Genomic DNA, 19,293 nt, shown 5'->3' with positions numbered 1-19,293 from the left:
ACGATGAGCATGGCAGCGGTCGGCCTGGTGGCCGGCATGGCGCTGGGATTCGCCGGGTATTTCGGCGGGTTCGGAGCCTTCGTACTGGTGGCCGCTCTGGGAGCGATCGGCTTCATCGCCGGCCGCTTCCTGGACGGTGACCTGGAACCCGGCGACTTCTTCCGGAGTCGCGAGCGCGGCGACCGGCGACGGTGACGGCGGTGACCGGGCGGGTCGCCGCCGCCGAGCGGGGCGAGACCCGGATCGCCGACCGGGTCGTCGCCAAGATCGCCGCGCAGGCGGCGAAGGAAGCCGTCGACGAGCCGCCCCAGGACGGCGCCTCCCCGCGCGCCACGGTCACCGTCCACCGTGACGCGGCCCGCGTGCGGGTCAGTCTGGAGCTCGGCTACCCCTGCGACATCGGCCGCCAGTGCGGTGCCGTACGGAGCAGGGTCGCCCAGCGGGTCAAGGCGCTCGCGGGCATGGAGGTGCCCGAAGTGGCCGTCCAGGTCGAACGGCTGCACCCGGCGGCCGGCGGAGCACAGGGGAGGATCCGATGACCGAACCCGGCGAACCCACCGGCTCCACCCGGCGGATGCCGACGGTGGACCAGGCCGACGGCGGGACACACGCGCCCGAACCCGGCACGCCCTCCGCCCCCGACCGGGTCCCCACCCTGGAACAGGGCGGCGGCGGCCGGGCCGGCCGCTTCTGGTCCGCACGCCGCGTCCCGGCCGCGCTGCTGGCCCTGGTGCTCCTGGGCGCCGCCGGGCTGCTGCTCTACGACATCGCCGCCGTCCGGGCCGGACACTCGGCCATGCAGTGGCGGCGCTCCCTGGCCGACGGCCTCGCCGAACGGCACCTCGACGATGTCGCGGTGCTCATCGGGGCGGGGATCGCCGCGCTGGTCGGCCTCTGGCTGCTCCTGCTCGCCCTCACCCCCGGGCTGCGCGATCTGCTGCCGATGCGCCGCGACCGTGCCGACGTACGCGCCGGACTCGACCGCACGGCCGCCGCACTGGTCCTGCGGGACCGGGCCGTGGAGGTGCCCGGGGTGCAGTCCGTCCGGGTCCGGATGGGGCGGCGCAAGGCGAAGGTGCGGGCCCTCTCGCACTTCCGGGCACTCGACGACGTACGCGAAGACCTGGACACCGTGCTGGCCAAGGCCGTCGGCGAACTGGGCCTGGCGAAGCCGCCCGGCGTCTCCGTCCAGGTGCACCGACCGGCGAAGAAGGGATGAGCGGCATGCGCTCCACCGTCAACCGGGTCCTGCTGACCCTGGCCGGGCTCCTGCTGATCGCCGTGGGCGGCGCGGTGCTCGCCGTCGGCCTCGGCGCCTCCCTGCCGTCCTGGTGGCCCTGGGACGGCAAGAACGATGTGCTGCTCAGCACCGCCGACCGGGGCCGCTGGCGCGACGAGGGCTGGTGGTGGCCGACCGTGATCGCGGTCCTCGCCGTGCTGGTCGTCCTCGCCCTGTGGTGGCTCCTGGCCCAGCTCCGGCGCGGCCGCCTCTCCGACGTCCTGGTCGACAGCGGCGACGGCGAGGGCGCGCAGGTGCGGGGCAAGGCGCTGGAGGGCGTGCTCGCCGACGAGGCGGGCGAGGTCGACGGGGTGGCCCGCGCCCAGGCGGCCCTGACCGGCCGCCGGACCGCGCCGCAGGCCCGGATCCGGCTGCTGATGGAGCCGCACGCCGCCCCCGGGCAGGCGCTGAACACGGTGGCCGACGGGGCGCTGGCCCACGCCCGCGAGTCGGCCGGCCTGGACGCGCTCCCGGCCGAGGTGCGGCTGCGGGCCGTCAAGCACCGCGCGGAACGGGTGTCCTGACGGCCCGTGGGCGTACGGGGCGGAGGGCAGCGGTTCAGAACCCGCGCCGCGACCCGCCGTCGACCGGCACCATGATCCCCGTCAGATACGAGGCGGCGGGGGAGAGCAGGAAGGCCGCGGTCTTCCCGAACTCCTCCGGCGTCCCGTAGCGACGCAGCGGGATCCGCGCCTCGTTGGCCGTACGGGCCGCCTCGGCGTCGCCCGACAGCGCGTCCAGCTCGCGGACCCGGTCGGTGTCGATCCGGGCGGGCAGCACCCCGACGACCCGGATGCCGCGCGGCCCCAGCTCGTCGGCGAGCGACTTCGCGAAACCGGCGAGGCCGGGGCGCAGCCCGTTGGAGATGGTCAGCCCGCCGATCGGCTCGTGCACCGAACCGGAGAGCACGAAGCCGATGACGCCGCCCTCGCCCAGCGCGGCGGCGACCGTCCGGGCGAGCCGGACCGCTCCGAGGAACACCGTCTCGAACGCCGTCTGCCACTGGTCGTCGGTGTTGTCGGCGACGAAGCCGGGCGCGGGCCCGCCGACGCTGATGAGTACGCCGTCGAGTCGGCCGAACCGCTCCTTGGCCGTGTCCACCAGCCGCTGGGCGGCGGACGGGTCGGCGTTGTCGGCGGCGAGGCCGACGGCGTCCGGCCCCAGCTCGGCGGCGGCCTCCTCGGCGCCCTTCTCGTCCCGGCCGGTGATGATCACCTTCGCCCCGTCGGCGGCCAGGGCGCGCGCCGTGGCGTTGCCGAGGCCCCGGGTCGCGCCGGTGACGATGTACACGCGGTCCTTCAGTCCAAGATCCATGGCCCTATCCTGCCGGGTCCACCCCGGCGAGGTCGACAGCGGAGTTGACCAGTCCGATGTGGCTGAACGCCTGGGGGAAGTTGCCCAGCTGCCGGCCGGCCGCGACGTCGTACTCCTCGGCCAGCAGCCCCACGTCGCTGCGGAGTTCCAGCAGATGCTCGAACAGCTCCCGCGCCTCGTCGTGGCGGCCGATCCGCTGCAACGCGTCCACCAGCCAGAACGAGCAGGCGAGGAACGCCCCCTCGTCGCCGGGCAGCCCGTCGACGGAGACGCCCTCGGTGCTGTAGCGGCGGACCAGCCCGTCGCTGCCCAGCTCCTCGCGGACCGCGTCGACCGTGCCGATGACCCGGGGATCGTCGGGCGGCAGGAACCCGGTCCGTACGATCAGCAGCGTCGAGGCGTCCAGCTCCTTGGACCCGTAGGACTGGGTGAAGGTGTTCCGTACGGGGTCGTACCCCTTCTCGCAGACCTCGGCGTGCACGGCGTCCCGCATCGCCCGCCAGCGGTCCGCGTCGCCGGGCAGCTCGGGGTTCTCCTCCAGCGAGCACACCGCCCGGTCGGCGGCGACCCACGCCATCACCTTGGAGTGCACGAAGTGGCGCCGGGCGCCGCGGATCTCCCACAGCCCCTCGTCCGGCTCCCGCCACGACGACTCCAGGAAGCCGAGCAGGCTGAGCTGGAGGTTCCAGGCGTGCGGCTTGTCGTCCAGACCGGCGACCTTGGCGAGCCGGAGCGCGTCGATGACCTCCCCGTACACATCCAGCTGGCGCTGGCGCACCGCCGCGTTGCCGGTGCGCACCGGGCGGGAGTTCTCGTACCCGGCGAGCCAGGGCAGCTCCATCTCGGGGAGCCGGCGCTCGCCCGCGAGCCCGTACATGATCTGGAGGTCCGCCGGGTCCCCGGCCACGGCCCGCAGCAGCCAGTCGCGCCAGGCCGCCGCCTCCTCCAGATAGCCGGCCGACACCATCGCCCCGAGGGTGAGCGTCGCGTCCCGCAGCCAGCAGAAGCGGTAGTCCCAGTTCCGTACGCCGCCGATCTCCTCCGGCAACGAGGTGGTCGGGGCCGCCACGATGCCGCCCGTCGGGGCGTACGTCAGCGCCTTCAGGACGATCAGCGAGCGCAGGACGGCCTCGCGGTACGGGCCCTCGTACGTACACCGCTCGGTCCACTTCGCCCAGTCGTGCAGCGTGTGCTTCAGTGCTTTGTGCGGGTCGATCAGCTTGGGCCGCGGCGAGTGCGAGGGGTGCCAGGTCAGGACGAACGCCACGCTCTCGCCCTCGGTGACGGTGAACGAGGAGCAGGTGCTGAACTGCTGGCCCCACGTCTTGACCGGCGGTTCGCTGCGCAGCCAGACGGAGTCGGGCCCGGCGACCGCGACCCGGTGGCCGTGCGACCGGCGCACCCAGGGCACCACGGAGCCGAAGTCGAAGCGCAGCCGCAGTACGGAGCTCATGTCGACGGTGCCGCTGACGCCCTCGACGATCCGCATCACATCGGGCGACCTGTCGCGCTGCGGCATGAAGTCGATGACCTTGACCGTGCCGGTCCGGGTCTCCCAGAACGTCTCCAGCACCAGCGAATCACCCGCGTAGCCGCGCCGGGTGCAGGTGTCGGAGGGCCCGGCGCCCTGCGGGGCGATGCGCCAGTGGCCGTTCTCCTCGTCGCCGAGCAGGGCCGCGAAACAGGCGCCGGAGTCGAAGCGGGGCAGGCAGAGCCAGTCGATCGAACCGTTCCTGCCGACGAGTGCGGCGGTCTGGAGATCGCCGATCAGGGCGTAGTCCTCGATGCGTGGGGTCACGCTCTGGCGTCTTCCCGAACCGGACCCTCGTCAACCAGCCGTTCTGTGTGCCGGAACTCTCAGAGCCCAGGGCCTCTCAGGCGCTCGCGGGTGCGGGCTGCTCGGAGACCTCGCCGGCCGGTTCGCCCTTCGCGGCGGCCTCCTCGCGGTCGCGCTTCTCCCGCCGTACGAGGATGATCCAGCCGACCGGAACGGCGGCGACGAACAGCCACCACTGGACGGCGTACGCCATGTGCGGGCCGATGGAGCTGTCGTCGGGGTCGGCGATCTGCTCGGGCAGCCCGCCCGCGGACTCGGGGGCGGTCTGTTCGATGTATCCGCCGAGGACCTCGCGGGAGAGCAGATGCGCCTGCTGCTCGCTGTTGATGAGCATGACCTGCCGGTCCGGCAGCCCCGCCAGGTCCTTGATGCCGCTGCTGCCGGTCGTCTCGTCGGCCTTGAGCCGCCCGGTGACGGTCACTTCGCCCCGGGGGGCGGGCGGCACGTCCGGGTACTCCGTCTGGTTCGGCGCGGCGGGGACCCAGCCCCGGTTGACCAGGACGGTGCCCCCGTCCCGCAGGTCCAGCGGGGTCAGCACATGGACGCCGATCCGGTCGTCCTCCGACGTACGCCGGCGGACCACGACCTCGTGCTCCGTGTCGAATGTGCCCGTCGCGGTCACCGCCCGCCAGTAGTCGGCGCGCGGGACGGTGTGCCCCGGGGAGGTGAGATCGGTGACCGGAGCCGGATCGGCCTTCAGGTTCCGCGAGATCAGCTCGTTCTGCGCGACCCGGTGCTGATGGCGGTGGAACTGCCAGAACCCCAGCTCGACCATGGTCGGCATCAGTACGAGAGCCAGCAGGGTGAGGATCACCCACTGCCGGGTCAACAGGAAGCGGTACACCCCATGACCGTACAACCGGGGACATGGGGTGCGGCACTCAGGGGTACTGCCGGGGAGGCCCGGCAAGGGGATGATCCGTCACACTTTGTCCACGATGCCCGCCTTCCCCTCGGCGCGGGCGCAGTGGGCGCCGCAGTACCAGTGCCCGTCCGCCTCGACGCCCTGCCCGATCACCTGGACCCGGCAGTGCTCGCAGATCGGCGCCATGCGGTGGATGGCGCAGGAGAAGCAGTCGAAGACGTGCACCGCGCCCTGTGCGTGCACCTCGAAGGACATGCCGTAGTCGTTTCCGCAAACCTCACAACGTGCCATGCGCCACAGGGTGGGACGCCCGGCGGCGACGGGCGAGCGGACGCCGGGCGAGTCGCGCCCGGTTCACTCCGATGACGGTGGCGGCGCCTGGTGCGGGAGGACGGCCCCGTCGGCGGGCGCCACATCGCGCAGCAGGTGCGTGAAGGCGCTCTCCTCCAGGATCGGCGTGCCGAACGCCTTCGCCTTCTGCGTCTTCGACGTCGCCGCGTCCGGGTCGTTGGTCACCAGCAGACTGGTCAGCCGCGACACACTGGTCGCCACATGCAGCCCCGCCTCCACCGCCCGGTCCTCCAGCAGCTCCCGGTCGATCGAGGTGTCCCCGGAGAACGCCACCCGCATCCCCTGCTGGAGCGGCTTCTCCTTCTCGTACCGCCCCGGATTGGGATACGGGCAGGCCGGCCGCTTGCGCGAGGGCCGCCAGCTGTTCGGCTGCCGGAAGGGCTGATACCCGACGCGCGGGGCGACGGGGGAGTCCGACCACTCGGTCAGCGGCCGGCACTCCAGCAACGGCAGCCGCACCCCGCCCCGCGCCGCCGCGTGCAGACTCGGCCGGAACGCCTCGGCCAGCACCCGGGCGTCGTCCAGGGCGTGGTGCGCGTGCTGCTGTACGACGCCGAAGTGGGCGGCGAGCGAGGCCAGCTTGTGGTTGGGCAGCGGCAGCCGCAGCTCCTTGGCGAGCGCGATCGTGCAGAGCCGCTGCTCCACCGGGGCGATCACCGAGGCCCGCGCGTACTCCCGGGCGATCATCGACCAGTCGAACGCCGCGTTGTGCGCGACGAGCACCCGGTCCGCGAGCCGCGCCGACAACTCGGCGGCGACCTCCGGGAAGAGCGGCGCGCCCTCCAGCACGTCGCTCGTCAGCCCGTGGATCCAGACGGGACCGGGGTCCCGCTCCGGGTTCACCAGCGTGTACCAGTGGTCCTCGACATTGCCCAGGGCGTCCAGCCGGTAGACGGCGGCAGACACTATCCGGTCGTCCCGGGCGAGGCCGGTGGTCTCCACGTCGACGACCGCGTACCCCTGGGGGTAGGCGGTCGGCCATGGCGCGGCTGTCTGGCGGTCGTCGAGCATGGTCACAGAGAATACGGGCCGGGACTGACAGGGCCCTATTCGGGCGGCTCCGGGGGGTGGGTCAGGGGAGGCGGATGAGGCGTTCCGGGGGGAAGAGTTCGAGGCCGGTGGCGTGGGTGCCGTGGGGCAGGTGGATGGTCAGGTCCTCGCAAGCTGCGAGGGGGCTGAGGTCGAAGGGGCGGCCGCTTCCGTAGAGAGTGAGAGAGACGAGGTGAGGCATCTCGGCGAGGGGGGAGACGTCCAAGTGCTGGCTCTGCGGCACCAGGAGGAGCTCACGTAGTGCGGTGAGGGGGGCTACCAGTCGCAAGTCGAGGTCGGGTATCCCGTAGATGTTCAGCCGCTCCAGGTGGTGCAGCGACGTCATAGTGTTGAGCTGCTGGAGCTGGGACAGGCCGTAGAGGCTCAACGCTCGCAGACTCGTCCAGCGGTCCAGGCCTTCCAGGCTCAGCTGCCGGGACTGCTGGGGCAGGACGAGTTCGGTCACCTGCTCACATATGGGCAGTCCGCCGAAGGTCGCCGTGGGAAAGGGATGGCAGAGCACGAGGAAGCGGAGGTCAGGCATCTCCGTGAGCGGCGCCGGATCGAGTGACGGATGCAGGTCTACGAGAGACAGCCACTCCAGCCCGGGCCGGGCAAGTGGCGCGATGCACCGGATCTGCGGGCAACTGCTCAGACCGATCTCGTGCAGGCGGGGCATGGCGGCGAGTGAACTCACGTCCTCGATCAGGCTGTTCCGGTAAAGGAAGACCCGCTCCAGATCCGGTCGTGAGGTGATCTCGGACAGGCCGCGGTCGCCGACAACCGTCACGTTGAGCAGACCCGGGATGTGGCGCAGGGCGGCCAACTGAGCTTCGGTCTCCGCTCGCACGGGGACGCTACGCCAGGTCAGAGGCGCGAGAACCTCCCGCGCGTAGGCATCCGCGTCGAACCGTTGCCAAGCCGTGCAGAGCTCGTTCGCGACCACATGACTCTGGTCCGCTCGGATCTGCTTCACCAGCTCGTACGCCGCCTCGCTGCCCACCGCCGCGGCCGTCTGCACAACCGTGGCCGTCTCCCGCTCGCTCAACCCGTCCACCATCGACGACAGCAGCTCCACCGCCAGATCGCCCACCTTGGCCAGCTCGCGAACGTTCTCCTCTCCGTCCGGCGGCAACAGCCCCGCCGTCCGCCTCTCCACTTCCTCCCGCACCCCAGGATCCAGCTCCGGCGCATGGGCCAGGCTCCCCGCCGCCAGCAGCACCAGCCGGTGCGTGTGCTCCGGCTCCCTGTCCGCCCGGTCCAGCAAGGACGTCAGCAGCATCGCCCGCTCGTCCGGCCGCGCGTGCCCCACCGCCATCTGGACCACGTCGTCCCACTGGTCCTCGTGGGCATGGCCGACCAGGACGCCGAAGTCGCGGGCCTCGACCGCGGCCTTCGCACCCAGGTAGTCCTGGAAGGTGCGATGCACGAACCCCACCGCGCCCGTGGCCGGTTCGCGGAGGAGACCGCTGCGGTTCAACAGATGCGCGAAGACCTGCTCGGGGGCGCCCCGGACCTGGGACATGGCCCGCAGCCAGTCGGTGAGCAGGGCCACCGCTTCTTCCTGCCGCGCCTCGACCAGGCCGTTCCGGATCAGCCAGTACGCCAGCCGCTGGAGCAGAGCTGTCTGCTCCTCCCGGGTCAGGTCGACGCCCTCCACCCCGACGATCTCGCGCTCGGTGTCGCGCCGTACCAGCAACATGTCCAGCGCCGCGTCGTACAGCTCCTTGCGGGCCCTCGGCAACTGCATCCGGCGGTCCCGGTTCAGCGCGCAGAGCAGGGCGCACATCAGCGGGTTCGTCGCGAGCAGCCCCAAGTCCCGACGGGTGCCGACCGCACGGCGGAGCGCGTTCTCGTACGTGTCCAGCTCGGCGCGCTCCTCATCGGACCGGCACTCCGCGCGGGCCGCCCGGTGCCAGTGGCCGACGAAGGCGCGGACGTCCTCCTGACCCATCGCCAGCAGCGTGTGCGGCTCAAAGCCGGAGCCGGAGAGCCAGCCCTCCGGGACCGCCGAGGGACGAGTCGTCACCACGTATCTGGCCAGGGGGTAGGCCGCGATCAGATCCTTCAGCCAGCGCTCGGTGCGCTTGCGCAGCCGGTCCGGCACCTCGTCGACCCCGTCGACCAGCACCAGCGCCCGGCCCTTCTGCATCAGCCGGTCCGCCCAGCCGGCCGGGGCCGAGCCGTGCAGCGGAACCCCGGCCGCTCGCAGGAACTCCTCAGGGGCGGGCAGTACATCGAGGGCTGTGAAGGCGCGTAGGCGCAGGACAAACGGAACGCACCGGTTCCAGTCGGCCAGCTCACTCCCGAACGTCTGCCGCGCAGCATTCAGAGCCAGCCACTGCACCAGCGTGCTCTTGCCGGAACCAGCCGGGCCCCGCAGTAACAGCCGGTCCCGCTCGCCGAGGGCTTGTTCGATCCTGACCGTGGTCCGGACCGGCTGGTCCAGACCGTACCGGTCGGTGATCCCGTAATCCCCGCTGACCTCAAGACCGATGTACGCCGTCTCCAGCGGCCATCCGCCCGCCGACCTTCCGAGCGTCAGCCCGAACAGCTCCACCCGGCTGTTGGTCGTCGCGATGAACTCCGCGTACCGCACCTCGAACTCGAGGTCCGCCGCGTCCGTGCGCAGGCCGACCCGGTCCCGTACGTCCTTCACCAGCGCCCGCGTCCGCCCCGCCGCCCGGATCTGCTCCACCGCCGCCCGCGCCGCGAACGACGGGTGGGCTGTCAGCTGTTCCACCAGATGCGCGCAGCAGCGGCCGAGCAGGTCCTCGTACAGACCGCAGGCGCGCGCTGAGAGCCCGGGGGCGGGCGCAGACAGCTCCGCCCGCAGCCGCTCCGGGTCCAGCTCCACCGCGAACAGCCGCCCGGCTTCCAGTTCGCTCGCCGCCACGAACGTGTCCTGTACGGAGGCGACCGCGGCCAGCCGCTCGTGCTCGGGCAGATCCCCGTACGACTCGGACATGCGCCCCGCCAGCACCTTCGCCAGCCGGTCCGGCTTCGGTGGGCGGGGGAGCGGGCGGACCGGGTCCGGGACCAGGCCCGCGCCGGGTCGGGGCGTCAACAACGTCTTGGTGGCCGAGCCGAGCACCGTCGTGGCCAGCCGAATCAGGGCAACTTCCGTACCGGACACGTGCGTTCCTCCCCCTCGGCGACACGCGTGCCGCAAATCCTACGGCCGGTCCATTGGCAGAAGGTGCCAAAGTCTGCTGACAAGGCGTCTCGCATACTTGTGGGTAACAACGTCTAGCCCTCGCCGACCGGCGGCCCTACGGTGCTCGCATGGAGCCGAACCTGCCCGATGTCGTGCTGTGGTCGATACCGGCCTTCGTGCTGCTCACCGTGATCGAGATGGTCAGCTACCGCTTCCACCCGGACGAGGACGCCGCCGGGTACGACACCAAGGACGCCGCCACCAGCCTCACGATGGGGCTCGGCAGCCTCGGGTTCGACCTGCTGTGGAAGATCCCCATCCTCGCCATCTACATGGGCGTCTACGAGCTGACGCCGCTGCGGGTGCCCGTGCTGTGGTGGACCGTCCTGCTGATGCTCCTGGCCCAGGACTTCTTCTACTACTGGTCCCACCGCGGCCACCACGTCATCCGGATCCTCTGGGCCTGCCATGTGGTGCACCACTCCAGCCGGAAGTTCAACCTCACCACCGCGCTGCGCCAGCCCTGGACCTCGGCCACCGTCTGGCCCTTCTACCTGCCGCTGATCGCCTGCGGTGTCCACCCGGCGGCGCTCGCCTTCTGCCAGTCGGCCAACCTCGTCTACCAGTTCTGGGTCCACACCGAGCGGGTCGGCAAGCTCCCGCGCCCCTTCGAGTACGTCCTCAACACGCCCTCCCACCACCGCGTCCACCACGCCTCGCAGGGCAGCTACCTGGACCGCAACTACGGCGGCATCCTGATCATCTGGGACCGGATGTTCGGCTCCTTCGCGGCCGAGACCGAGCGGCCCGTCTACGGGCTCACCAAGAACATCGCCACCCACAACCCGCTGCGCGTCGCCACCCACGAGTACGCCGCCATCGCCCGGGACATCCGGGCGGCACGGAGCTGGAGCGAGCGCGCCGGGCGGGTCTTCCGGGGACCGGGGTGGCAGCCCGCCCCGAAGGCGGGGGCGCTCACCACGGGCGCCGCCGGAGCCGCCGGAGCCGTCGTGCCCGGGCCCGCTCCCGTACGCGCCGACGCCCCCGTACCCGCTGCGGCCCCGGCTCCGGAACCCACCCGATGAGCGCCACCGCGTCCCGCCCCGCCAGGCCGGAGACGGCAGGGCCCGGGCGGTTCGCCCGGCCCCTCCTCGGTGCCTTCCTGCTCGCCGCCGCCGTCGACCTCGCCGGGCTCCTCGCCGGACTCGACACCGTCCACCTGGTCGCCAAACCGCTCCTGATGCCGCTGCTCGCCGGGTACGCCGCCGTCCGGGGCGGGCCCCGGCTGCTCATCGCCGCCCTGCTGTTCGGGTGGGGCGGTGATGCGTTCCTGCTCGCCGACAACGACCTGGCGTTCCTCCTCGGGATGGGCTCCTTCGCCGTCGGCCATGTCTGCTACCTGACGCTGTTCGGGCGGGGGCGGGCCGCCCCGGGACCGGCGCGTGGCTCGCCGGCCACGGCGGTCGCGTACGCCGTCGTGCTCGTCGTCTTCCTCGTCCTGATCTGGCCCGGCCTCCCGGCGGAGCTGCGCGCCCCGCTGGCCGGGTACAGCCTGCTGCTCACCGCGATGGCGTGGCGGGCCGGCGTCCTCGGCCGGTACGCGGCGGCCGGCGGGGCGCTCTTCCTGCTCTCCGACGCCCTCATCGCCACCGGCATCGCCGACTGGTCGCAGCTGCCCGCCCCCGACTTCTGGGTGATGCTCACCTACATCGCCGCACAGTCCCTGCTCGCCCTCGGAGCCCTCGCGGCAGGGGCGGGGGAGCGGTCGGACACTCCCTAGGGCGGGGCAGCACGAACCCGGCGTACCGTGACCGGGGTATCAGCACCTGAGACCGGCAAGGACCTCCCCGTATGCGCGCCACAGTAATCCACGCTCCCCACGACATCCGGGTCGAGGAGGTGCCGGACCCGGCGGTCCGGCGGCCCACCGACGCGGTGGTGCGGGTCCTCAAGGCCTGCATCTGCGGCAGCGACCTGTGGGCGTACCGGGGCGAGGCCGCCCGGCAGCCCGGCCAGCGCATCGGGCACGAGTTTCTCGGAGTCGTCGAGGAGACCGGCGCCGGGGTCGACGGCTTCGCCGTCGGGGACCTCGTCGTCGCCCCGTTCGTCTGGTCCGACGGCACCTGCTCCTACTGCGCCGAAGGCCTCACCACCTCCTGCCCCGAGGGCGGCTTCTGGGGCTCGGTCGGCTCGGACGGCGGGCAGGGCGAGGCCGTCCGCGTCCCGTACGCCGACGGCACCCTGGTCAGGCTCCCCGCCGACGCCGCCTCCGACGGCCGGCTCCTCACCGCCCTGCTGGCCCTCTCCGACGTCCTGGGCACCGGCCACCACGCCGCCGTGGGCGCGGGCGTCACCCAGGGCTCCACCGTCGCGGTCGTCGGGGACGGCGCGGTCGGGCTGTGCGGGGTACTGGCCGCCAAGCGGCTCGGCGCCGAGCGCATCATCGCGCTGGGCCGGCACACCGCGCGCACCGACATCGCCCGCCGCTTCGGCGCGACCGACGTGGTCGCCGAGCGGGGCGAGGCCGCCCTCGCCGCCGTACGGGAGCTGACCCGCGGCGAAGGCGCCCACAGCGTCATCGAGGCGGTCGGCACCGAGCAGTCGATGCGCACCGCGCTGGACATCGTCCGCGACGGCGGCTCCATCGGCTACGTCGGCGTCCCGCACGGCAGCGCCTCCGGCGTGGACCTCGGCGTGATGTTCGGCCGGAACATCGCCCTGCGCGGCGGTGTCGCCCCCGTGCGGACGTACATCCCCGAGCTGCTCCCCGACGTGCTGGACGGCACGATCGACCCCTCGCCCGTCTTCGACCTGTCGATCGGCCTCGACGAGGTGCCCGCGGGCTACGAGGCGATGGACGCGCGGACCGCGCTGAAGGTGCTCATCACGCCGTAGCGCCCAACTCACCTTCGTGCTCAGGGCACATGGCACATGGCACATCGGACATCGCGCATCGCACATGGCGAGGGCCCGGGGAGAACGTCCCCGGGCCCTCGCTCATCGTTCGGTCATCCGCCTACCAGCGGACCGCGTCCAGCGCGTCCACCACTCCGGCCCCGTAGAAGCCGTTGTAGAGCTTGGTGCCCTCGCAGACCGCGTCGACGGTGCCGTCGCCGTCGATGTCGTACGGCGCGCCGCACGCCTTCGCGTCCGCCTGGAGGACCAGCAGCGCCTTCACCGCGGCCGGTGAGGCGTAGGGGTGGCGGGACTTGATCAGGGCCACGACGCCCGCGACGTGCGGGGACGCCATCGACGTACCGGCCTTGTAGCCGAACCTGCCGCCCGGCAGCGTCGAGAGGATCAGCCCGTTGACGGCCGGCGGCTCGGGGGTCTGGTAGATCGTCGAGTCACCGCCGGGGGCCGCGACATCGATGACGCCCTTGCCGTAGTTCGAGTACGAGGACTTCAGGCCCTTGGCGCCCGTCGCGGAGACGGTCACGACGCCCGGCAGCATGGTCGGGATGTCGGGGCAGACCCGCGGGTCGATCGTCCGGGTGACCGGGTCGGTGTCGTTCGGGCTGGTCCGGTCCTCGATCGTGCGGGACGACAGGTCGTGGCGGGCGTTGCCCGCGGCGGCGACGTTGACCGTGCCCTTGCGCTCGGCGTACTTGACGGCGCGGGTCAGGGACTCGACCAGGGCTCCCTGGTCCGGGTCGTTCTTGCAGGCGAACAGCCACGGGTCGGTGTAGTAGCTGTTGTTGGTCACGTCGACGCCGTGCTCGGCCGCCCAGAGGAAGCCGCAGACGACGGCCTCGGTGTAGAAGTAGCCGTCCGGTACGGAGACCTTGATGCCGGAGACCTTCACGCCCGGCGCCACACCGGTGACCCCGAAGCCGTTCTTCGCGGCGGCGATGGTGCCCGCCACATGCGTGCCGTGGTCGCTCTCGCCCGCCGCCGGTCGCCAGGAACCGGCGGTGGTGTCCGGAGCGCCCGTGACACAGTTGACGGAGGCGGCCCGGTCGAAGTTGGGCGCCAGGTCCGGGTGGGTGTCGTCCACGCCCGTGTCGATGACGGCGACCGTCACCTTCTTCGAGCCGAGCGACTTCTGGTGCGCCTTGTCCGCCTTGATCGCGGGCAGCGACCACTGCAACGGCTCCAGCGGGTCCTCGTCCGCCGTCGCCTGTGCGGCCGCGGCCTTCGCCTGGGCCTCGGTCAGCGGCTGCGCTATGGCACCGACGTCCTTGGTGGCCTGCGGCACGATCGGGTTGGTCCGGGTCGCCCCCGCCGACTGCACACCCCGTACGCGGCGGATCGTTTCGCCGAAGGCCGGGTTCTGCGAGTGGGCGACGATCACGCCGATCTGGTCGTACGAGATGACGACGGTGCCGCCGGCCTGCCTGACGGCCTTCTCCACCTGCTGGACGGCGCTGCGGCCGCTGCCGGTGTTGACGACGTAACTCAGCTTCGGCCCGTCGGTGCGCGGGGTCGCGGTGGCCGGTGCGCCGGTGGGCGCCGCCGTGGCCGTCGCCGCCGGCAGGAAGCCGAGCGAGGCGACGAGCGCGAGTCCGACGGGCAGCGCGAGCGCGCGGGTCCGTCTCGATGCCAGATGAGCCATGGGTTCTCCACATCATCCGTGCCGGTCGACCGGACACCTGGCGCGTTCGGTCGCGTACATGACGAGTGAAGCTATCGCTGATCTTCCTCGCGCATCAACGATTTGGGGCAAGTGAGTTCGAAGAGTGCACCTGCGCGGCCGAATGTGTACGGACGACTTCGGGCCACCGGGACGGAGGGGCTTCCGGTCACCGGGATGAGGCCGAGAAGGCGAAAGATCCGGTGAACCGCTTCGTCGCGCCCTCCGTGCCGTTGTCCAGGAGGCACATCACCGTCCCCCGGTATCGAGGCCTCCCTATGACACCCACCGTCCCCCAGATCACCGCACCCGCGTCGCGAGGAGATTCCGTGGCTACCGATGCACCGCCGCCCGAGGGCCCTGTCGACACCGGCCCGGCCCAGCCCACCACCGAGGCGTACAACGCGGTGCAGGCGAGTGCCGAGTTCGCCGACCTGCGCCGCTCGTTCCGTTCCTTCGCCTTCCCGCTCACCGTCGCCTTCGTGACCTGGTACCTGCTCTACGTCCTGCTCTGCAACTACGCGGGCAGCTTCATGGCCACCAAGGTCGTCGGCAACATCAACGTGGCGCTCGTCCTCGGCCTCGCCCAGTTCGCCACCACCTTCCTCATCGCCGTGCTCTACTCCCGGCACGCCGCCACCAAGCTCGACCCGAAGGCCGAAGCGATCAAGTCCCGTATGGAGGCCGACGTATGAGCGCCGCCCACACCCTCTATCCGAGCGTCCAGCTCGCCGCCGACGGGGCGAGCGAGCACCGGCCGCTGATCATCACCCTCTTCGCGGCCTTCGTCGTCGCGACCCTCTTCATCACCGTGTGGGCGGGCCGCCAGACCAAGAGCGCCGCCGACTTCTACGCGGGCGGCCGCCAGTTCACCGGATTCCAGAACGGGCTCGCGGTCTCCGGCGACTACATGTCCGCCGCGTCCTTCCTCGGCATCGCGGGCGCCATCGCCCTCTTCGGCTACGACGGCTTCCTCTACTCCATCGGCTTCCTCGTCGCCTGGCTCGTCGCCCTGCTCCTGGTCGCCGAACCGCTGCGCAACTCCGGCCGCTACACCATGGGCGACGTCCTCGCCTACCGGATGCGCCAGCGCCCCGTGCGTACCGCCGCCGGTACGTCCACCATCGTCGTCTCGATCTTCTACCTGCTGGCCCAGATGGCCGGTGCGGGCGTCCTCGTCTCGCTGCTGCTCGGCATCACCAGCGACTTCGGGAAGATCGTCATCGTCGCCCTGGTCGGCGTGCTGATGATCCTGTACGTCACCATCGGCGGCATGAAGGGCACCACCTGGGTGCAGATGGTCAAGGCCGTCCTGCTCATCGCGGGCACCCTGCTCATCACCTTCCTGATCCTGCTGAAGTTCAACTTCAACATCTCCGACCTGCTCGGCACCGCCGCCAGCAACAGCGGCAAGGGCGCCGCCTTCCTGGAGCCCGGCTTGAAGTACGGCGCCACCGGCGTCTCGAAGCTGGACTTCATCTCCCTCGGCATCGCCCTGGTCCTCGGCACCGCCGGCCTGCCGCACATCCTGATCCGCTTCTACACCGTGCCCACCGCCAAGGCCGCCCGTAAGTCCGTGAACTGGGCGATCGGCATCATCGGCGCCTTCTACCTGATGACGATCGTGCTCGGCTTCGGCGCCGCCGCCATCCTCAACCCCGACGACATCGTCGCCTCGAACAAGGCGGGCAACACGGCGGCGCCACTCGCGGCCCTGGAGATCGGTGGCGGGGCCGGGTCCACCGGCGGCGCCATCCTGCTCGCGGTGATCTCCGCCGTCGCCTTCGCGACCATCCTCGCCGTCGTCGCCGGGCTCACCCTCGCCTCCTCCTCGTCGTTCGCGCACGACATCTACGCCAACGTGATCCGCAAGGGGAAGGCCACCGAGAAGGAGGAGGTCCGCGCCGCCCGCTGGGCCACCGTCGCCATCGGCGTCGTCTCCATCGCGCTGGGCGCGCTCGCCCGCGACCTCAACGTGGCCGGTCTGGTCGCCCTCGCCTTCGCGGTCGCCGCCTCCGCCAACCTGCCGACGATCCTCTACAGCCTCTTCTGGAAGCGCTTCACCACCCAGGGGGCCCTCTGGTCCATCTACGGCGGCCTCTCCTCCTCCGTCCTGCTGGTGCTCTTCTCGCCGGTCGTCTCCTCGAAGCCGACCTCGATGTTCCCGGGCGTCGACTTCGCCTGGTTCCCCCTGGAGAACCCCGGCCTGATCTCGATCCCGCTCGGCTTCCTGCTCGGCTGGCTCGGCTCGGTGATCGGCAAGGAGAAGCCCGACACCGACAAGTACGCCGAGCTGGAGGTCAAGTCCCTCACCGGCACCGGAGCGCACTGAGAGAAGGAGTTCACCGAGCCGTTCGGTGCATCACCCACCCCCTGGTCCGGGCCGCGTCGTAGAGTCCTACGACGCGGCCCGGCCGCACCTCGTGGCAAACGGGCCCCTGCGATGTCAGCCGTCTCACGTAGGCTCGGAGGAGTCAGCAACCACGACACCGAAGGGGGGAGGAGAGCCACCGTGCTCATCGACACCTATGACAGGGTCGCCACCGACCTGCGCGTGTCACTGACCGACAAGTGCAATCTGCGGTGCACCTACTGCATGCCGGAAGAGGGCTTGCAGTGGCTCGGCAAGAGCGAGCTGCTCTCCGACGACGAGATCGTGCGCCTGATCCGCATCGCGGTCACCACGCTCGGCATCACCGAGGTCCGCTTCACCGGCGGGGAGCCCCTGCTCCGCCCCGGCCTCGTCTCCATCGTGGAGCAGTGCGCCGCGCTCACCCCGCGCCCCCGCATGTCGCTCACGACCAACGGCATCGGGCTCAAGCGGACCGCCGCCGCCCTCAAGGCCGCAGGCCTCGACCGGGTCAACGTCTCGCTGGACACCCTGCGCCCCGACGTCTTCAAGACCCTCACCCGCCGCGACCGCCACAAGGACGTCCTGGACGGCCTCGAAGCCGCCCGCGAGGCCGGCCTCACCCCGGTGAAGGTCAACTCCGTCCTGATGCCGGGACTCAACGACGACGAGGCCCCCGAGCTGCTGGCCTGGGCCGTCGCCAACGCGTACGAGCTCCGCTTCATCGAGCAGATGCCCCTGGACGCCCAGCACGGCTGGAAGCGCGACGGCATGATCACCGCGGGTGACATCCTCGACTCGCTGCGCACCCGCTTCACCCTCACCCCCGAGGGCGAGGAGACCCGCGGCTCCGCCCCCGCCGAGCGCTGGACCGTCGACGGCGGCCCGCACCGCGTCGGCGTGATCGCCTCGGTCACCCGCCCGTTCTGCCGCGCCTGCGACCGCACCCGGCTCACCGCCGACGGCCAGGTCCGCACCTGCCTCTTCGCCCGCGAGGAGACCGACCTGCGCTCCGCCCTCCGCTCGGACGCGCCGGACGCGGAGATCGCCCGGCTCTGGAAGGTCGCCATGTGGGGCAAGAAGGCGGGTTCCGGGCTGGACGACCCGTCCTTCCTCCAGCCCGACCGCCCGATGTCGGCGATCGGCGGCTGACGGCAGCTCCTAAGCCCCGGACTCCCAGTCGGCGAGCGCCACGACATCCTTGAGGAAGCCTCGTACGCCCAGGAACTGCGAGAGGTGCTCCCGGTGCTCCTCGCAGGCCAGCCAGGTCTTGCGCCGGTCGGGGGTGTGCAGCTTGGGGTTGTTCCAGGCGAGCACCCAGACCGCGTCGGCCCGGCACCCCTTGGCGGAACAGATCGGGGCACCTGCGGCGCTCTCGGCGGATGTCTCGGGGAAGATCACGGGACCCAGCCTAAGTCAGGTGCTGCGCACACCGAACAGCACACCGAACAGCACATCGAACGGGCGCATCCCCGGCCGGAGAAACGGCGACGCCGGGCAGCCACGGGGGGAGCTGCCCGGCGTCGGTCCATCGCTCCGACGGGGGATGCGGAGCGCCCTCGAAGTATGTCACGGGCACCGGGGTGCGGTGCACCGGAACGTCATGATTGATCTGAGCTTTTCCTGAGCTTCGCGGGACACGCGGGCTCAGCTGTGCTCCTGTGACGGCGGCACCCGCCCGGACCGCCCGTCGGGACCCGCGGAGTCGGTGGAAGCGGCGGCCGGAGCGGCCTCCACGGCGGGGCGCACCGGTGCGGTGAGATACGTCGACGGCAGTGAAGGGGCGTTCTCCCGGCCCGCGTTGGCGATGACCACCGCCACGTACGGCAGCAGCACCCCCAGAGCGAGCGCCACGATGGCGACATGCCGCTCCACGTTCCACAGCACCGCGGCCAGGACCACCGAGACCGTACGTACGGACATCGAGATCACATAGCGCCGCTGCCTGCCGCGCACATCGTCGGCCAGCCCCTGACGGGCCCCCGTGATCCGGAAGACCTGTACCTCGTCGCTCTTCCGCAGCATGTGTTCCACCACCAGATCTCTGTGCCGGACGCTCCCGGACCGGGCCGCATCCACGGTACGCCGAGCCCTCGCCGTACCGAAGACCGGGGCGGCGCCCCCACCCCCGCCGGACGGCCCCCCACCCGTACGGCCCCGCCCGGAGTGCGGCCCGCGTCCGGCCGTCCAAGACTGGCCGGACGCGCACTCCGCGCCGCACGAGGAGGCGAAAATGAGCTGGTTGTGGGCAATCATCGTGGGCTTGGTGCTCGGTGTGATCGCACGGGCGATCCTGCCGGGCAAACAGGACATCCCACTCTGGCTGACGGTCGTGTTCGGCATTCTCGGCTCCATCCTCGGTAATGCCGTGGCCGGCTGGATCGGCGTCGAGGACACCAAGGGCATCGACTGGATCCGCCATCTGCTCCAGTTGATCGGTGCCGTGGTCGTCGTCGGTGTCGGGGACAAGGTCTGGCAGTCCGTCCGGGGCAGCAGGAACAGAGCCTGACCCGGGGCCGTACAGCACAGCGCCGCGGC

20 protein-coding genes are annotated in these 19,293 nt (G+C 71.5%); 11 read left to right on the top strand and 9 right to left on the bottom strand.

Going from position 1 to position 19,293, the window contains the following annotated elements; translation table 11 throughout:
- Positions 1-3: 3 nt before the first annotated feature.
- The 4 genes from GTY67_RS05745 to amaP are packed head-to-tail and all read left to right on the top strand — an operon-like array spanning position 4 to position 1,803.
- A complete protein-coding gene (locus tag GTY67_RS05745; protein ID WP_093693159.1) occupies positions 4-195 on the top strand; it encodes a hypothetical protein in 192 nt (63 codons plus the stop codon).
- Positions 192-539: an Asp23/Gls24 family envelope stress response protein gene (locus GTY67_RS05740; RefSeq protein ID WP_093693160.1), complete on the top strand. Its 348-nt coding sequence runs from the start codon at positions 192-194 to the stop codon at positions 537-539. The genes GTY67_RS05745 and GTY67_RS05740 overlap by 4 nt, the downstream gene beginning before the upstream one ends.
- Entirely contained in the window at positions 536-1,219 is a 684-nt protein-coding gene (locus GTY67_RS05735) for a DUF6286 domain-containing protein (RefSeq protein WP_161277985.1), read from the top strand. Before GTY67_RS05740 ends, GTY67_RS05735 begins: the two co-directional genes overlap by 4 nt.
- On the top strand, positions 1,216-1,803 hold the full coding sequence (gene amaP, locus GTY67_RS05730) for an alkaline shock response membrane anchor protein AmaP (RefSeq protein WP_093693162.1): 588 nt from the start codon (positions 1,216-1,218) through the stop codon (positions 1,801-1,803). Before GTY67_RS05735 ends, amaP begins: the two co-directional genes overlap by 4 nt.
- A gap of 34 nt (positions 1,804-1,837) precedes the next feature.
- Here amaP and GTY67_RS05725 read toward each other — a convergent pair whose 3' ends face one another.
- The 6 genes from GTY67_RS05725 to GTY67_RS05700 all read right to left on the bottom strand — a co-directional run bounded on the left by GTY67_RS05725 (position 1,838) and on the right by GTY67_RS05700 (position 9,811).
- Positions 1,838-2,593: an SDR family oxidoreductase gene (locus tag GTY67_RS05725; RefSeq protein WP_161277984.1), complete on the bottom strand. Its 756-nt coding sequence runs from the start codon at positions 2,591-2,593 to the stop codon at positions 1,838-1,840.
- 4 nt (positions 2,594-2,597) lie between these two features.
- Complete coding sequence (locus GTY67_RS05720) at positions 2,598-4,391, bottom strand: glycoside hydrolase family 15 protein (protein ID WP_161277983.1); 1,794 nt, start codon at positions 4,389-4,391, stop codon at positions 2,598-2,600.
- A gap of 76 nt (positions 4,392-4,467) precedes the next feature.
- Complete coding sequence (locus GTY67_RS05715; protein ID WP_161277982.1) at positions 4,468-5,274, bottom strand: SURF1 family protein; 807 nt, start codon at positions 5,272-5,274, stop codon at positions 4,468-4,470.
- Positions 5,275-5,352: 78 nt separating this feature from the next.
- Positions 5,353-5,586, bottom strand: a complete 234-nt coding sequence (locus tag GTY67_RS05710; RefSeq protein WP_006123591.1) for a hypothetical protein — start codon at positions 5,584-5,586, stop codon at positions 5,353-5,355.
- Between the two features lie 63 nt (positions 5,587-5,649).
- Positions 5,650-6,663 (bottom strand): DEDDh family exonuclease, encoded by a 1,014-nt coding sequence (locus tag GTY67_RS05705; RefSeq protein ID WP_161277981.1) that lies wholly within the window; start codon positions 6,661-6,663, stop codon positions 5,650-5,652.
- A gap of 55 nt (positions 6,664-6,718) precedes the next feature.
- Positions 6,719-9,811: an NACHT domain-containing protein gene (locus tag GTY67_RS05700; protein WP_343238642.1), complete on the bottom strand. Its 3,093-nt coding sequence runs from the start codon at positions 9,809-9,811 to the stop codon at positions 6,719-6,721.
- 149 nt (positions 9,812-9,960) lie between these two features.
- Between GTY67_RS05700 and GTY67_RS05695 the strand changes: the two genes are divergently transcribed.
- The 3 genes from GTY67_RS05695 (at position 9,961) to GTY67_RS05685 (ending at position 12,727) form a co-directional block, all read left to right on the top strand.
- The gene (locus GTY67_RS05695; RefSeq protein ID WP_161277980.1) at positions 9,961-10,917 is read left to right on the top strand and encodes a sterol desaturase family protein; all 957 of its coding nucleotides are present in this window, start codon (positions 9,961-9,963) and stop codon (positions 10,915-10,917) included.
- Complete coding sequence (locus GTY67_RS05690) at positions 10,914-11,612, top strand: lysoplasmalogenase (RefSeq protein ID WP_161277979.1); 699 nt, start codon at positions 10,914-10,916, stop codon at positions 11,610-11,612. The genes GTY67_RS05695 and GTY67_RS05690 overlap by 4 nt, the downstream gene beginning before the upstream one ends.
- 71 nt (positions 11,613-11,683) lie before the next feature.
- Positions 11,684-12,727 (top strand): zinc-dependent alcohol dehydrogenase family protein, encoded by a 1,044-nt coding sequence (locus GTY67_RS05685; protein ID WP_161277978.1) that lies wholly within the window; start codon positions 11,684-11,686, stop codon positions 12,725-12,727.
- Positions 12,728-12,848: 121 nt separating this feature from the next.
- Here the strand turns inward: GTY67_RS05685 and GTY67_RS05680 are convergent, their stop codons facing one another.
- Positions 12,849-14,387, bottom strand: a complete 1,539-nt coding sequence (locus GTY67_RS05680; RefSeq protein ID WP_161277977.1) for a S8 family serine peptidase — start codon at positions 14,385-14,387, stop codon at positions 12,849-12,851.
- Positions 14,388-14,734: 347 nt separating this feature from the next.
- Here GTY67_RS05680 and GTY67_RS05675 point away from each other — a divergent pair, with 347 nt between their 5' ends.
- The 3 genes from GTY67_RS05675 to moaA all read left to right on the top strand — a co-directional run bounded on the left by GTY67_RS05675 (position 14,735) and on the right by moaA (position 17,907).
- Complete coding sequence (locus GTY67_RS05675; RefSeq protein ID WP_161277976.1) at positions 14,735-15,100, top strand: DUF485 domain-containing protein; 366 nt, start codon at positions 14,735-14,737, stop codon at positions 15,098-15,100.
- Entirely contained in the window at positions 15,097-16,737 is a 1,641-nt protein-coding gene (locus GTY67_RS05670) for a cation acetate symporter (protein ID WP_093693173.1), read from the top strand. The genes GTY67_RS05675 and GTY67_RS05670 overlap by 4 nt, the downstream gene beginning before the upstream one ends.
- 180 nt (positions 16,738-16,917) lie before the next feature.
- Positions 16,918-17,907, top strand: coding sequence for a GTP 3',8-cyclase MoaA (gene moaA / locus GTY67_RS05665; protein WP_218117351.1), 990 nt, complete (start codon positions 16,918-16,920; stop codon positions 17,905-17,907).
- A gap of 9 nt (positions 17,908-17,916) precedes the next feature.
- On the opposite strand, the gene GTY67_RS05660 is transcribed toward moaA, so the two are convergent.
- Complete coding sequence (locus GTY67_RS05660; protein WP_093693175.1) at positions 17,917-18,156, bottom strand: hypothetical protein; 240 nt, start codon at positions 18,154-18,156, stop codon at positions 17,917-17,919.
- A gap of 246 nt (positions 18,157-18,402) precedes the next feature.
- Entirely contained in the window at positions 18,403-18,780 is a 378-nt protein-coding gene (locus GTY67_RS05655) for a DUF3099 domain-containing protein (protein WP_161277975.1), read from the bottom strand.
- A gap of 208 nt (positions 18,781-18,988) precedes the next feature.
- On the opposite strand from GTY67_RS05655, the gene GTY67_RS05650 reads away from it, so the two are divergent.
- Positions 18,989-19,264 carry a GlsB/YeaQ/YmgE family stress response membrane protein gene (locus GTY67_RS05650; protein ID WP_093693177.1) on the top strand — a complete coding sequence of 92 codons (276 nt, stop codon included), beginning with the start codon at positions 18,989-18,991 and terminating at the stop codon, positions 19,262-19,264.
- Positions 19,265-19,293: the final 29 nt, after the last annotated feature.

Origin of the sequence: Streptomyces sp. SID8374, from assembly GCF_009865135.1 — a bacterium.
Classification (GTDB): domain Bacteria; phylum Actinomycetota; class Actinomycetes; order Streptomycetales; family Streptomycetaceae; genus Streptomyces.
This window is presented reverse-complemented; position numbering and strand designations above follow the sequence as displayed.

Excerpts from the sequence above, each read along its gene's own strand:
- GTY67_RS05745 (WP_093693159.1), top strand. The coding sequence starts at position 4 with ATGAGCATGGCAGCGGTCGGCCTGGTGGCCGGCATGGCGCTGGGATTC.
- GTY67_RS05735 (WP_161277985.1), top strand. The coding sequence starts at position 536 with ATGACCGAACCCGGCGAACCCACCGGCTCCACCCGGCGGATGCCGACG.
- amaP (WP_093693162.1), top strand. The coding sequence starts at position 1,216 with ATGAGCGGCATGCGCTCCACCGTCAACCGGGTCCTGCTGACCCTGGCC.
- GTY67_RS05725 (WP_161277984.1), bottom strand. The coding sequence starts at position 2,593 with ATGGATCTTGGACTGAAGGACCGCGTGTACATCGTCACCGGCGCGACC.
- GTY67_RS05710 (WP_006123591.1), bottom strand. The coding sequence starts at position 5,586 with ATGGCACGTTGTGAGGTTTGCGGAAACGACTACGGCATGTCCTTCGAG.
- GTY67_RS05695 (WP_161277980.1), top strand. The coding sequence starts at position 9,961 with ATGGAGCCGAACCTGCCCGATGTCGTGCTGTGGTCGATACCGGCCTTC.
- GTY67_RS05690 (WP_161277979.1), top strand. The coding sequence starts at position 10,914 with ATGAGCGCCACCGCGTCCCGCCCCGCCAGGCCGGAGACGGCAGGGCCC.
- GTY67_RS05685 (WP_161277978.1), top strand. The coding sequence starts at position 11,684 with ATGCGCGCCACAGTAATCCACGCTCCCCACGACATCCGGGTCGAGGAG.
- GTY67_RS05680 (WP_161277977.1), bottom strand. The coding sequence starts at position 14,387 with ATGGCTCATCTGGCATCGAGACGGACCCGCGCGCTCGCGCTGCCCGTC.
- GTY67_RS05670 (WP_093693173.1), top strand. The coding sequence starts at position 15,097 with ATGAGCGCCGCCCACACCCTCTATCCGAGCGTCCAGCTCGCCGCCGAC.
- GTY67_RS05655 (WP_161277975.1), bottom strand. The coding sequence starts at position 18,780 with ATGCTGCGGAAGAGCGACGAGGTACAGGTCTTCCGGATCACGGGGGCC.
- GTY67_RS05650 (WP_093693177.1), top strand. The coding sequence starts at position 18,989 with ATGAGCTGGTTGTGGGCAATCATCGTGGGCTTGGTGCTCGGTGTGATC.